Consider the following 13,815-nt stretch of genomic DNA (forward strand, 5'->3'; position numbering starts at 1 on the left):
CGGTCTCAGGCGGCTCCTGTATCAGGGAATTTCTGCAATGCGTACAGTGCCTGCATCGGCTCTTCGGGCCGGATTTTCGCCGCTTCGCAGAATCCAAGCAGAATCGATTCGTCCTGGCAGATGTAATCAAGCACTCCGGCCAGACCTGCACGAGATTGTGTACTTAGTTTTAAGGCCTCGGTATCCATACCAGTTGTCATCATCAGGCGCTGCAACTCTTCCTCGGTACCGGCAAGGTACCCAAGCACTTGAATTGCCAGTATTTCTGCTTGTTCAGGCGTGTACATACAAGTCTAACAAATCGCTCCAACGCGCTTTAACCGTCAGTTTGACGGAACCTATAGCCGTGTAAAATTTAAGTACTGTGTAACTTTCTTCCGACACATTGGTCAGCCTAGACATATAGCACTGGTAGAATGCTGGCACGCGACCTAATTTACAAGAACGGCGTGATTGGTCCACTACTGGGAAAACTGACTTAAGAAGGCCGGATGAGCAATGGCTCAAATTTCTGAACAATCAGACGCCTCCGCGGTGAAAACGGTTCTTATTGTCGAAGACAATGAATTGAACATGAAACTGTTCAATGACCTGCTTGAAGCGCACGGATACCGTGTCCTGCAAACCCGTGAAGGTTTGTCGGCGCTCGATATTGCGCGCGAGCACAAGCCAGATCTCATCCTGATGGATATCCAGTTGCCAGAAGTATCGGGAATTGAAGTCACCAAATGGCTCAAGGAAGATGACGACCTGCGCTCAATCCCGGTCGTGGCGGTTACCGCATTCGCCATGAAGGGCGACGAGCAGAAAATTCGCGAAGGCGGTTGTGAGGCCTATATCTCAAAACCAATTTCGGTCGCATCGTTCCTGTCCACCATCAACGGGTTCTTCGAGGTGCCGTCATGACAGCCCGTGTGCTTGTCGTGGATGATATCCTCGCCAACGTCCGCTTGCTGGAAGCCAAGCTGACGAGCGAGTATTTTGAAGTTCATACCGCTTCGAACGGGCTGGATGCGATTGAAGCGATCGGGAGCTTCAACCCGGACATTATTTTGCTGGATGTGATGATGCCGGGTATCGATGGCATCGAGGTTTGCAAACGCATAAAATCCAACCCGGAGACCCAGCACATCCCGGTCATCATGGTAACCGCGCTGGACCAGCCCGAAGACCGCGTACAGGGTCTGGAGGCCGGCGCAGACGATTTCATCACCAAGCCTGTCAATGATGCAGCCCTGTTTTGCAGATTGAAGAGTCTTGTCCGTCTCAAGATGCTGATCGACGAATTGCGCGGGCGGGACACCTCAGCCTTGCTGGAAGGGCAGGACAATCCGGTTAACTTGGCTGAAGTTGAAAAGAATGCCAATATTCTGATTGTCGACAACCGCGGCATCGTCGCCGAGAGAATCGAAGAGTCACTTTCGAAATTGCACAATCTGGTGACCCTCAGGGAACCGTCAGAAGCCGTAAACTTGAATCTCGAAACTGAATTTGACCTGGTTATTGTCAGCCTTGACCTGCTGGATCACGATGGCCTCCGGTTATGTTCACAGCTTCGGTCTTTTGAAAAAACCCGTCAGCTGCCGCTGCTGATCGTAGTTGACCCGGAAGACGGGGCGCGTCTGATGCGCGCGCTCGACATGGGTGTGAACGATTACCTGCATCGCCCGGTTGACCGGATGGAGCTGCGAGCTCGCGTAAACACCCAGATCAAGCGCAAACGGTATACGGACCGGCTGCGCACCAATGTGGCAAGGTCAATGGAAATGGCCGTCACAGATCCGCTTACCGGCTTGTACAATCGACGTCACATGGACAACCAGCTGGAGATACAACTGGCCAATGCCAGCGTGCGGGGAAGCCCGCTGAGCATTCTGACCCTGGATGTCGATTTCTTCAAACCGATAAACGACACTCACGGTCACGATGTCGGTGACAGGGTTCTCAAGGAACTGGCCAGACGTCTCAAGGAACAGATACGCACGATCGATCTGTGTTTTCGCATTGGCGGGGAGGAATTCCTCATTCTGCTGCCGGGAACGGAATTGCAGGTCGGGTTCACGGTCGCAGAACGCCTGCGCCGGATAATTGCTGCCACGCCATTCGATGTCCAGGCCAGTTCGGGACCATTGGCAATCACCGTATCGATCGGTGTGGCCGGTTATGAGTCTGCCGCCGATACGCCGGAAATATTCCTGAAACGCGCTGATGATGCCTTGTACAAGGCAAAAAGGTCTGGGCGAAATCGTGTGGTTTCGGAAGCAGCCTGAGCGGCTTGCCAGCCCAATTACGGCGCCATACCGGTATAATTCCAGTTTAGCCGTTTACCATAACAATATACGATAAAAAGAGAATTTGCCCTGCTTTGGCCGGGACGACATTGGAATTTGCCCTAAGATCAAGTAAATTAGACAACGTGTTCAGGGGCATTTGGGTGAACTCAACACCTCGCTTGGAAAGCCCAGCCAAACCTGAACCGGAGTTTATTGCTGATTGCTGAATAACGGGCAGGGCAAGCCGGTAACACCGCCTTCGCCAAAAACCGCCCGAAACAGGTTCATCAAGCAGTTTGCCCCGAGGCTCTTCAGGTCCGCCGCATCTCCTGAAAACCGCGGGGTTTGACCGGTCCGGCCTTGTTTGAGAGGCCTCCTCGAACTTGTCACCGGGCCGGTCACCCTATTATCCCCCAAAACAGGCAATCCATAGATAAAGCGCCACCTGGTATGGGCAGCGCTTTGTCAAACGTCGGGAACCTGATGGCGGACCGGCTGGCCCGTTGTCGGATTACTTGATCTTGGCTTCCTTGAATTCCACGTGCTTCTTGGCTACGGGGTCATATTTGCGGAAGGACAGTTTCTCTGTCTGGGTACGTGAATTCTTCTTGGCTGTGTAGAAAAAGCCAGTGTCTGCTGTTGAAAGCAGTTTGATCTTGATGGTGGTAGCCTTGGCCATTGCCGGACCTTTCCTGTTACGCCCACGCCCGGTCAAACAGGCATGACGCATATGCGTGGCATCAGATGATGAAACTCTTGGGGCGCGGTATCGCCCAAGCGTTGTGCATTGTCAAGACAACAAGATGCCGCTCACAAAGTCTCGTATTTCCAGTTCTTGCCCCGCTTGTACTGATAACTTACCGGTCGCTGTGTTCCAAACGGATCCGGATTTTCCAGAGCGTCCCTGAGACGGCCGAGAATCTGGCCGGTGATCCAGGGAAGGTCGAGCTGCAACGCGTCTTCAATACTGACCCAGTGGGGCGTCAGAAGTTCGTCCGTTTCCGGCACTACAGGTGCATCCATATTGGCCAGGCTGGCTGCATCCGCCATGAAAAACCGGGTGTCAAAGCGCCGTGGGCGGCCGGGAGGGGTTATTGCCCTGGCAAGCATTCGTAACCCGCGAAGATCGGGAACATGCCCGGTGGCATAGAAATGTTGCCAGGCTGAGTTGCGGGTTTTCGGAACCGGACCGGGCTGCCCGATGATCAGACCAACCTCTTCGAAGGTTTCGCGCACCGCGGCCAGCGCTATACCCGTTGCCCGGGCGCTTGACGGCTTTCCTTTCATGGCACTTACAAGTTTTGCAGATACGTCGGCGGGAAGCGCATGCTCCGCAGTAATACGGCAGTCTCCCGCATCAACCCGTCCTCCGGGAAAAACAAACTTCCCCGGCATGAACTTGTGCGCTTCGTGACGCTTTCCCATCAACACCCGTGGCGCGGCAGAATCGCGCCGGACCAGAATCAGCGTCGCTGCATCACGTGGTCGAATGGTACTGGGATGAGGCCTGTCGGTTATATCTTGCATTGCGTCACGTTATGCGTGCACCGGACACTTCACAAGTTGTTGCAGGATCGCAAAGCGTCAGGAATTTGAGTCCGTCAGCCATCAAGCTTGGCGGCATCCTGTTCGAGGTCCTTGGGATCAACCAGTGACGATTCTTCATCCGACAGACCAAAACCATGCATGCCGATCGCCCATTGCAACCCGATAATGGCGCCCTTGACCATCGGCAAGAGCCAAAGCGTCAGCAGGATCGACGAAGGCAGCCACAGTGCAGCGTGCACGCTCAAGTCGGGTTTCCAGACACGCTCGACCCAGAACACAAGCGGCACCAGCAGGTGACCCACAATAAACATCGTGAAGTAGGGCGGTGCATCATCGGCGCGATGATGGTGCAGCGCCTGGCCGCACGAAGAACATTCCTGCGACACTTTCAGATAACTTGAGAACAGCTTGCCGGTATCACACCTCGGACACCGGCATCTGAACCCCTTCCACATTGCCTGCCAGACCGATCTGCCCGTTCCTGCGGATGGGGGATCGATTGGCGTCGTCAGGGTTTTCTGGTCGAGTTCGTAAGCCATAGGCGGCACAATCATTTCAACTGGTGTGTGTTTGTGCCCATATTCATTCGCTTCAGTTGTCTCGGACAGCCCGCCTTCCGCCGCGCGTCAGGATGCCACATTCCTGATCCCGGGAATTCATCCGGCCTGCAACAGCTACCGCCGGCCGACCGGTTTGCGGCGCCTTGCCCCCGGTTTGTTCGGTTTTGAGCCTGATCTTCCACGCTTGTGGGATGCTGGCCTCCGACCGGCAGGCTTGCCTGAGGATCCCTTCGACAGCATCTCGAACCGAAGTCCTCCCGCCAGCGGGGTGACCTCCAGCAGACGAACATCCACGAGGTCGCCCATGCGAAAGGTTTCACCGGTGCGTTCGCCCACCATGGCCATGGCCGTCTCATCATGAACAAAATAATCCTGCCCCAGCGTAGATGCCGGAATGAAACCGTCCGCGCCGCTGTCCGCCAGGGTCACGAACAACCCGGCCTTGACCATGCCGCCGATGCGAGCCTTGAAATCCGCGCCAATATTTCCCGACAGGTAGTGGGCGATCAGCCGATCGGTCGTTTCACGTTCAGCCAGCATGGCGCGGCGTTCGGTCATGCAAAGAATGCCTGCCAGTTCTTCAAGGGATGTGAGGTCTTCATGGCTCAATCCGTCATCACCGAGTTTCAGGGCAGTGATCAGGGCTCGGTGAACGATCAGATCGGCATACCGGCGGATCGGCGATGTGAAATGGGCATAGCGGCGCAGGTTCAGGCCGAAATGCCCCTGATTGTCCGGAGTGTATACGGCCTGGGCCTGCGACCTCAGTACGGTCTGGGACACCAGGTGCTCGTTTGGCCCACCCCGGGCTGTTTCGAGAATCCGGTTGAAGTGCTGCGGCTGCATGACAACACCTTTCGGCGCGGACTGGCCCAGCGTCGCCAGGAATTTTGCCAGCGCGTCGATCTTTTCCGGAGCCGGTGCCTCATGCACCCTGAATACCAGAGGTGTACTGCTCTTTTCCAGCACTTCCGCGGCGGCTACATTGGCCTGGATCATGAATTCTTCGATCAGCTTGTGCGCATCAAGCCGCTCCGGTGTGGTGACCCGTTCTATGCGCCCGTCCGCATCCAGCACCAGCTTGCGTTCCGGCAGGTCCAGTTCAAGCGGCTGCCGCTTGTCACGGGCCTTCTTCAACGCCTTGTAAGCCTTCCATAACGGCTTCAGCACGGGTTCGAGCAATGGACCCGTCACGTCATCACTGCGGCCGTCTATGGCTGCCTGAGCCTGCGCATAGGAAAGTTTTGCGGCAGACTTCATCCAGATACGGTCAAAGCTGTGTTTCAGCTTCCGGCCAGTCTTGTCGAAGGTCATGAAGCAGGCGAAAGCAGGGCGGTTCTCCAACCCCCGCAACGAACACAGGTCCGTGGACAGCCGCTCGGGCAACATCGGAACGACACGATCGGGGAAGTAGACCGAGTTCCCCCGGACCCTGGCCTCCTTGTCGATGACACTGCCGGCACGTACATAGGCGGCGACATCGGCAATGGCGACAATCACCTTGAAGCCGCCCTTGTTGGCGGCATCATCGTCAGGGGCGGCCCATACCGCATCATCATGATCGCGTGCATCGGGTGGATCGATCGTAATCAGCGCAACGTCCCTCAGGTCCCTGCGGCCTTTCGGCGGCTTGAGTTCCTTCAACGCATCGGCAGCCACTGTCACGTCTTGCGGAAACTGATCTGGAATACCGTGCTGATGAATGGCCACCAGTGAAATATTGCGCTGATCGGCAGCGTCACCCAGACGTTCTACTATGCGCACCTGTGCAAACCCGCGTCCACGCTCACGGGTAATTTCCGCGCGGACCAGCTCACCCTTTTGTGCGCCGCCGTCATCGCCGCGTGCCACTTCGAATTCCAGCTTGTCCTTGCGGTTGGCTGATATCACCCGGCCACTGCCGCGCGAAGAGGACTGGTAGACCCCGACTATGTGGCCTTTCGCACCCTGCAACTTGCGTATGATGCGCGCTTCATAGGGGTATGTGGCGTCATTGGTGCGCGAAATGCGGCACAGCAGTTGGTCACCGATACCCGGAGGTTTCATCGATGACGACCGGTTGCGTCCGCTGGACGCCAGAATGATCACCTTTGGAAGAGCTTCACCCTCGCGTGCCCACTCCGCCGGTTCGCCGAAAATCTCGCCATCGGAATCAATGCCCGTGACGCGCAGCACTGTCACCGGCGGCAGACCGGCTGCATCCGACATGCGTTTGCGCCGGGTCGCAATCAGGCCGTCATCAGCCATCTTGCGCAGGATTTTCTTCAGTTCGACACGGTCCGCGCCCTTGATGCCGAACGCCCGGGCGATCTCGCGCTTGCCCACCTTGGAATCCGCCGTCTTGAGAAACTCGGCGATCTGGTCGGGCGACGGCAGGCCGCGGCTTCGTGCCATCTCAGCCTTCTGCCTTCGTCACGGATTTCTTGGCGGCCTTCTTCTTGGCGGCCTTCTTGGCAGGTTTTTTCTTTGCCGCCTTCTTTTTCGCCTTGGCGCCGCCCTTGGCAGCAATCAGTTCGACTGCCTGTTCCATGGTGACATCTTCAGGCGTTACGTCTTTCGGCAAGGTCGCGTTGATCTTGCCAAATTTGACATAGGGACCATACCGGCCGTCCATCACCAGCACATTGCCACCACCGTCAGGGTGCGCACCGAGATCTTTCAGGGCGCTCTGCTGGCCGCGTTTGCCGCGGCTGGCGACTTTCTCTGCAATGAGATCAACCGCGCGATTGAGGCCCACATTGAAAATTTCCTCGAAATCGCTCAGGTTTGCATAAACGCCTTCATGCAGCACAAAGGGGCCATACCGGCCCAGACCCGCCGTTATCGGCTTGCCGCTTTCCGGGTGCAGGCCGACTTCGCGCGGCAGTGACAACAGCCGCAAGGCAAACGCCAGATCGATCTCGTCGGGTTTGATTGTCTTCGGGATGGACGAGCGAGGCGGCTTTTCTCCGTCCTCGGCCTTGCCCAACTGAACATAGGGCCCGAAGCGCCCGTCATGGCGGGTGACCGGAAGCCCGGTTTCAGGGTCCTGTCCCAGCACAATTCCGTCAGCCGGAACTAGTGACGCATCACCTTCACCGGCTGTACCAAGCTGCTTGGTGAAACGGCACTCGGGATAATTGGAACAACCGACAAAGGCACCGAACTTGCCCAGTTTAAGCGACAACTGGCCATTTTCGCAGGACGGGCAGGCCCGGCGGTGGGTGCCGTCTTCACGTTCCGGGAACACATGGTTTTCAAGCAGGTCGTTCAGAGCATCCAGGACATGGGTAACCCGCAGTTCCTTGGTGCCGTCGATCTGGTTGGAAAAGTCCCGCCAGAAATCATTCAAAAGCTGTTTCCAGTTTTTGTCGCCGGCCGACACAAGGTCGAGCTGTTCTTCCAGGTCAGCGGTAAATTCGTACTGCACATAGCGTTTGAAGAACGATTCCAGGAACGCCGTGACCAGCCGTCCCTTGTCTTCCGGGATCAACCGCTTGGCGTCCATGCGCACATAGCCGCGATCCTTCAACACCGTCAGAATGGCGGTGTAGGTCGACGGGCGCCCGATACCCAGTTCTTCCATCCGCTTGATGAGTGAAGCTTCCGAATAGCGCGGCGGTGGCTCGGTGAAATGCTGCACAGGTTCGATTTTCTGTGCGCCGACAATGTCGCCCTTGCTCAGCTGCGGCAGGCGTTTGTCGTCTTCGTCCTCGGTGTCGTCCTTGCCTTCTTCGTAGACTTTCAGAAAGCCGTCAAATTTCAGAACCGAACCATTGGCCCGCAAGCTGTAAGGCTTGCCGTCATTACCGGTTGTGGTGATGTCGGCACTGGTGCGCTCAAAGTCGGCGCTTTCCATCTGGCTTGCCATGGTGCGTTTCCACACCAGAACGTAGAGTGCATACTGGTCCGCATCGAGCACGCTGCGGACTTCCTCCGGTGAGCGTGACAGTTCAGTCGGACGGATAGCCTCGTGGGCTTCCTGGGCATTCTTGGCCTTGGATTTGTATATTCTCGGCGCCGAAGGCAGATACGGCTCGCCATAGGTCGACTGGATGACATTGCGCGCTGCTGCAATTGCTTCATTCGCCATCTGCACACCATCGGTACGCATGTAGGTGATGAGGCCTGTCACTTCGCCGTTCAGCGTGACGCCCTCATACAGTTTTTGCGCCACCTGCATGGTGCGCTGCGATGAAAACCCGAGCTTGCGCGATGCTTCCTGCTGCAGGGTGGATGTCGTGAACGGTGGCGACGGGTGCCGTTTGGCCGGTTTGGTTTCCACCGAACCGACCGTAAACCGGGCATCTTTCAACGCTGCTTCTATGGCGCGCGCAGCTGTTTCATTGCCGATGTCGAGCTTGTTCAGCTTATTGCCGTCTATTGACTGCAGGCGGGCCGCGAAGGCCTTTCCGGCGCCGGTCTTCATGTCGGCTTCAATAGTCCAGTACTCGTCCTTGATGAACGCTTCGATTTCCAGCTCACGCTCGCAGATCAGGCGCAATGCGACCGACTGCACGCGGCCGGCAGACCGGGCTCCCGGCAGCTTGCGCCACAAGACCGGAGACAGGTTGAAGCCAACCAGGTAATCAAGCGCGCGCCGGGCCAGGTAGGCTTCAACCAGCGCATCGTCGATCTCGCGCGGGTTCTTCATCGCGTCCAGCACGGCATTCTTGGTAATGGCGTTGAACACAACCCGTTCGACACCCTTGTCCTTGATAACACCCTTACGGTTGAGCACCTCAAGAACATGCCACGAAATAGCTTCACCTTCGCGATCAGGGTCAGTTGCGAGTATCAGTTTGTCGGCGGACTTGAGTGCGGTTGCGATATCACCCAGCCGTTTGGACGATTTCGAGTCCATTTCCCAGAGCATCGAAAAATCGTCATCCGGCTTAACCGAACCGTCCTTCGCAGGCAGGTCGCGGATATGGCCGTATGAGGCAAGGACGTGATAGTCGCTGCCCAGGTATTTGTTGATGGTCTTTGCTTTTGCGGGCGATTCTACGACAACTACATTCATGGTGAAGCGGATAATCCTGTGCTTAAAGCGAACCCTGCACATGGTGCCGGGGTTGTTTCAGGTCAAGCGTCATAGGGCCAAACGACCGGTTCGCGCAAGAACCTTGGACAATGATATTTCAGTAACCTGCCAGAAACAGCCCCAATCGGAATGACCGAACCAGCCTGACTTCCGTCGACGGAGAAACCTCGACTAAACGATGAGGGACACTCTTTGACCGGGATGTCTTTCCAGGCGACCGGTCAGGTCAAGCTCCATCATCACCATCTGCACAAGCCGTGAAGACAACTCGGATTCCCGTACAACAACATCCACTTCGACCGGATCAGGACCCAGCAGATCCATTACTGCTTGCCTGTGGGTGTCATCCACCATCTGGCTGTCGCGAGACATTGCATGTGGGTGTGGTTCATTATCTGCAGTGTGCTTGCTCGCACCCGACACAATTGGCCGCTGCGGCTGTACATCGCCACCGGCGCTGGATGTGTACAAATGGCCGCGTTCAAGTACATCAAGGACGTCGCGGGCTGACGTAATCAGCATCGCACCGTCTTGAATCAGCTTGTTTGTACCCTCAGACCTTGGATCAAACGGCGACCCGGGCACGGCAAACACGTCGCGGCCGATTTCATTGGCCAGCCGTGCCGTGATCAGGGAGCCCGACCGCATGGCAGCCTCAATGACGACGACGCCGGCTGCCAGGCCGGCGATTATCCTGTTGCGGCGCGGAAACAGCTCGGCCCGCGGTTTTGTACCCGGCGGCATTTCTGTAACGACACAGCCATCAGAATGTATCCGCGCCTGCAGTGCCGAATTTTCCGGCGGATAGATCACGTCAAGGCCGGTCGCTATGACGGCGACCGTTCCGTATTCGAGCGACGCCTCATGAGCCGCGGTGTCTATGCCTCGCGCCAGTCCTGAAGCAACTTTCCAACCGGCCTGTGCAAGTCCCGTGGCAACATCGCGGGCAAACCGTTTTCCGTTTGCAGATGAATTGCGCGACCCCACGATCGCGCATGTGGTCTGTTGCAGCAGATCGGTGTTGCCGGCGGCAAACAGGATTGGCGGCGGATTGACGGTTTGTGCCAGCAGGTCGGGAAAGCCCGGTTCGCCAATGGTTATGATCTGCCCGCCACACGCGTGTGTTCTTTCGATATGCTGACGGGCACGATCACGTGAATACAGTCCGACACGGCGCCCCCGGATGGCGCCTGACGCCAGATCGGGCAGGGCGGCAATAGCCTCGCTGCCGGAACCGTAGAGCTCCAGCAACTGGTGGTATGTGGCTGGTCCGATATTGTCACTCAGGGCCAACTGCAGGCGGCACAGCCGTTCTTCATCAGAGATGTCTGAGTGTGTCGCAGTATCGCTCATGACGGTTTGGGTTTGGAACCAATGCGTGTTTCCTCGCCGTTTAACAGTCGAACGATGTTTTCCCGATGGGTCAGGTAAACAATGACTGTCATGGCAAGAAGTGCCATTGGCAGTTTCCAATCGCCATAACCATCGCCAAAGACAAAGACATAAGTCGGCACAGCCAATGATGCGACGAGCGCCGCCAGAGATGAATATCGCAACGTGGCTGCAAGCGTCAGCCATATGACCGCAAACACGGCAAGGAGTGGCCAGCCAAAGCCCAACAGGATACCCACATAGGTCGCTACACCTTTGCCACCCTTGAAGTTCAGCCAGACCGGCAGGATGTGACCGATGAAAGCTCCAAAACCCGCTGCGATTGCCATGTCAATGTGCCATCCATAGTTGGCCACAAAGACAGGCAGTGTTCCTTTCAGTGCATCAAGAAGCAGTGTCGCAGCGGCAGCCGGTTTGCTTCCGGTTCGCAGCACATTGGTGGCCCCGATATTGCCGGAGCCAATTTCGCGGAGATTGCCGAGGCCAAACATCCTGGCAATCAGAATGCCGAAAGGGATGGAGCCACACATATAGCCCAGCCCGAACCACAATGAAATCAGGCCAAGCCATTGCGGGTTCATTCCGAAAACAGCTTCCATCTGCCGAGAGCTCCACTCTTTAATTCACAGTGCCTGTCAACCAACAGTGCCTGTCAATGATCAGACAGTTTATACACACTGTGGCCGCCGACAATGGTTTCCGAGACACGGCCCTCAAAAGCCCGGGTCTCGAAAGTGGTGTTCCGTGAGGCCGATTTGAGCAGGTCGGCGTCAACCACCCAGGGCGCAGTGATGTCGACAATTGCCAGATCAGCGTTGCCGCCCTGTTCCAGCCGGCCTCCCTTGATGTTAAGCAGGCGGGCAGGGGCATCTGTCATCGCCTCGATCAGGCGCTCCAGTGGCAGCTGATCGGAATGGACCAGAGACAATCCGGCTGACAGCAGTGTTTCAAGCCCGATGGCGCCGAAAGCAGCCTCGGAAAAGGGCACTCTTTTCGTATCGGCATCCTGGGGATCATGGCTTGAAACGATCACGTCAATGGTGCCGTCGGCCACGCCGGCCACAAGCGCCTTGCGATCTTCCTCGCGTCTCAGTGGCGGCGACAACTTGAAGAACGTGCGGTAGGCACCGATGTCATGCTCATTCAGGGTCAGATGGTTGATTGAAACACCGCATGACACCGGCAGACCCCTGGCTTTCGCCTGGCGGACGATGTCGAGCGACGCCGCGCACGAGATCTGCGCCGCGTGATAAGGCGCTCCGGTCATCTCGACCAGCCTGATATCCCGCTCAAGAGCGATCAACTCGGCTGCAGCCGGGATGCCGGGCAATCCCAGTCGTGTTGCTGACTCGCCTGAATGCATGACACCGCCGGCCAGATCATAATCTTCCACATGCTGCACCAGCAGCAGGTTGAAATTGCCGGCATATTTCATGGCACGGCTCAACACCCTGGAATTGCGGACGGAGTGTATGCCATCGGTGACTGCAATTGCCCCGGCTTCCCGAAGCAGACCAAACTCGGTCATTTTTTCGCCGTTCAGGTCTTTGGTGATGGCAGCCATCGGGTAGACCCGGACATCGGCGGTGTCCTGTGCCCGGCGCAGGACGAAGTCAATGATGGACGCATCATCCATGACCGGCTGCGTGTTGGGTTGAATGACTATTGAGGTGACCCCGCCTGCAGCGGCTGCCCGCGAGGCGGTCTGCAGGGTTTCGCGGTGTTCAGAACCCGGCTCGCCGGTAAACACCCGCATATCGACAAGGCCCGGCATCAGCAGGGAACCTTTGACATCGGTAACATTGGTGCCTTCCGGCAGGCTGGCCTTGGTAACGGCGTCGCCCATCCATTTGATAACGCCGTCTTCGATGAGCAGGCCGCCGGTCTGATCCAGCTTGCCGGCCGGATCAAAAAGCCTTGCATTTACAAAGGCGCGCCGTTCGGAGGTGTTTGCAGGGTTCCTGGCCATCACGCGCCTTCCTTGCTCGAGGCATCGAGATTTCGGGACAGGCCGTCAAGCACCGCCATGCGCGCCGCCACGCCCATTTCAACCTGTTCGCGAATGACCGACTGAACCCCGTCAGCAACGATTGAATCTATCTCCACGCCGCGGTTCATCGGGCCCGGGTGCATCACCAGTGCGCCCTTGTTGGCAATTGCAAGCATCTCCTGATCGAGGCCGAAGAACCTGTAGTACTCGCGTGCCGATGGAATGTAACTGCCGTTCATGCGCTCAAGCTGAAGCCGCAGCATCATGACGACATCGGCGCCTTTCAGGCCTTCGCGCATGTCTGTGAAAATCTCAGTGCCAAGTTTTTCCGCGCCCGACGGCAGCAGTGTCGGCGGTGCAATCAGCCTGAGGCGGACATTCATCTTTGACAGCAAGGCAATGTTGGAACGTGCGACGCGGGAGTGGGCAACATCACCGCAAATGGCTACTGTCAGCCCTTCAAGTCGTTTCAGGTGGCGGCGTATGGTGAGCGCATCCAGCAATGCCTGGGTGGGATGTTCATGCTGGCCGTCGCCCGCATTGATCACCGCGCAGGAAACCTTTTGGGCCAGCAGCTCAACGGCACCTGACGACTGGTGACGCACAATGAGCAGGTGAGGGCGCATGGCATTGAGTGTCATCGCCGTGTCCAGCACGGTCTCACCCTTGGCGAGCGAAGAGGCGCTGACGGCCATGTTCAGGACATCTGCCCCCAGGCGCTTGCCCGCAAGTTCGAACGAACTTTGCGTACGCGTCGAGTTCTCAAAGAACAGGTTTATCTGGGTGAGGCCCTTGAGAACCTTGCCGTGCTTGCTTCCCTTGCGGGTGTCGTCTGCATACTTGTCGGCTAAATCCAGCAGAGCACCGATCTCGGTTGGCGAAAGGTCTGCAATGCTGAGCAGGTTGTCGCTCTTGATAAACGGGCGGGGTGCTGAAGATGTCTTGGCCATTAAAAGCGTGTCTATAGGCACGCTTTGGAACAAGTGCAAGCAGGAATGGTGCAAGTTGGTTAGCGTGTGCACAGCTTAC

The 13,815-nt window shown here is 57.0% G+C and carries 12 protein-coding genes; 2 read left to right on the forward strand and 10 right to left on the reverse strand.

All coding sequences use genetic code 11. From position 1 onward, the window contains the following. Nucleotides 1-5: 5 nt before the first annotated feature. Nucleotides 6-287, reverse strand: a complete 282-nt coding sequence (locus DHN55_RS16375; RefSeq protein ID WP_108882598.1) for a DUF3572 family protein — start codon at nt 285-287, stop codon at nt 6-8. Nucleotides 288-498: 211 nt separating this feature from the next. Here DHN55_RS16375 and DHN55_RS16380 point away from each other — a divergent pair, with 211 nt between their 5' ends. Together DHN55_RS16380 and DHN55_RS16385 are read left to right on the forward strand one after the other, a co-directional pair. Continuing rightward, nucleotides 499-906, forward strand: coding sequence for a response regulator (locus DHN55_RS16380; RefSeq protein WP_108882599.1), 408 nt, complete (start codon nt 499-501; stop codon nt 904-906). After that, a complete protein-coding gene (locus DHN55_RS16385; RefSeq protein WP_108882600.1) occupies nt 903-2,270 on the forward strand; it encodes a PleD family two-component system response regulator in 1,368 nt (455 codons plus the stop codon). Before DHN55_RS16380 ends, DHN55_RS16385 begins: the two co-directional genes overlap by 4 nt. Before the next feature lie 514 nt (nt 2,271-2,784). On the opposite strand, the gene rpmG is transcribed toward DHN55_RS16385, so the two are convergent. The 9 genes from rpmG to DHN55_RS16430 all read right to left on the reverse strand — a co-directional run bounded on the left by rpmG (nt 2,785) and on the right by DHN55_RS16430 (nt 13,736). Beyond that, nucleotides 2,785-2,952: a 50S ribosomal protein L33 gene (gene rpmG, locus DHN55_RS16390; RefSeq protein ID WP_108882601.1), complete on the reverse strand. Its 168-nt coding sequence runs from the start codon at nt 2,950-2,952 to the stop codon at nt 2,785-2,787. A 131-nt stretch (nt 2,953-3,083) separates the two neighbouring features. Beyond that, the gene (locus tag DHN55_RS16395; protein ID WP_108882602.1) at nt 3,084-3,800 is read right to left on the reverse strand and encodes an NUDIX hydrolase; all 717 of its coding nucleotides are present in this window, start codon (nt 3,798-3,800) and stop codon (nt 3,084-3,086) included. Between the two features lie 74 nt (nt 3,801-3,874). After that, a complete protein-coding gene (locus DHN55_RS16400; protein ID WP_337660430.1) occupies nt 3,875-4,360 on the reverse strand; it encodes a DUF983 domain-containing protein in 486 nt (161 codons plus the stop codon). 135 nt (nt 4,361-4,495) lie between these two features. Beyond that, nucleotides 4,496-6,775: a ribonuclease R gene (gene rnr / locus DHN55_RS16405; protein ID WP_108882603.1), complete on the reverse strand. Its 2,280-nt coding sequence runs from the start codon at nt 6,773-6,775 to the stop codon at nt 4,496-4,498. Between the two features lies 1 nt (nt 6,776). Beyond that, nucleotides 6,777-9,383 carry a type I DNA topoisomerase gene (gene topA, locus DHN55_RS16410; RefSeq protein ID WP_108882937.1) on the reverse strand — a complete coding sequence of 869 codons (2,607 nt, stop codon included), beginning with the start codon at nt 9,381-9,383 and terminating at the stop codon, nt 6,777-6,779. 192 nt (nt 9,384-9,575) lie between these two features. Next, nucleotides 9,576-10,757 carry a DNA-processing protein DprA gene (gene dprA, locus DHN55_RS16415; protein WP_108882604.1) on the reverse strand — a complete coding sequence of 394 codons (1,182 nt, stop codon included), beginning with the start codon at nt 10,755-10,757 and terminating at the stop codon, nt 9,576-9,578. Beyond that, a complete protein-coding gene (plsY, locus tag DHN55_RS16420; RefSeq protein WP_108882938.1) occupies nt 10,754-11,377 on the reverse strand; it encodes a glycerol-3-phosphate 1-O-acyltransferase PlsY in 624 nt (207 codons plus the stop codon). Before plsY ends, dprA begins: the two co-directional genes overlap by 4 nt. A gap of 71 nt (nt 11,378-11,448) precedes the next feature. Continuing rightward, nucleotides 11,449-12,765: a dihydroorotase gene (gene pyrC, locus DHN55_RS16425; protein WP_108882605.1), complete on the reverse strand. Its 1,317-nt coding sequence runs from the start codon at nt 12,763-12,765 to the stop codon at nt 11,449-11,451. Then, nucleotides 12,765-13,736 (reverse strand): aspartate carbamoyltransferase catalytic subunit, encoded by a 972-nt coding sequence (locus DHN55_RS16430; protein ID WP_108882606.1) that lies wholly within the window; start codon nt 13,734-13,736, stop codon nt 12,765-12,767. The genes pyrC and DHN55_RS16430 overlap by 1 nt, the downstream gene beginning before the upstream one ends. Between the last annotated feature and the right edge of the window lie 79 nt (nt 13,737-13,815).

The organism is Anderseniella sp. Alg231-50 (assembly GCF_900149695.1).
In the GTDB taxonomy this organism is placed as follows: Bacteria; Pseudomonadota; Alphaproteobacteria; order Rhizobiales; family Aestuariivirgaceae; genus Anderseniella.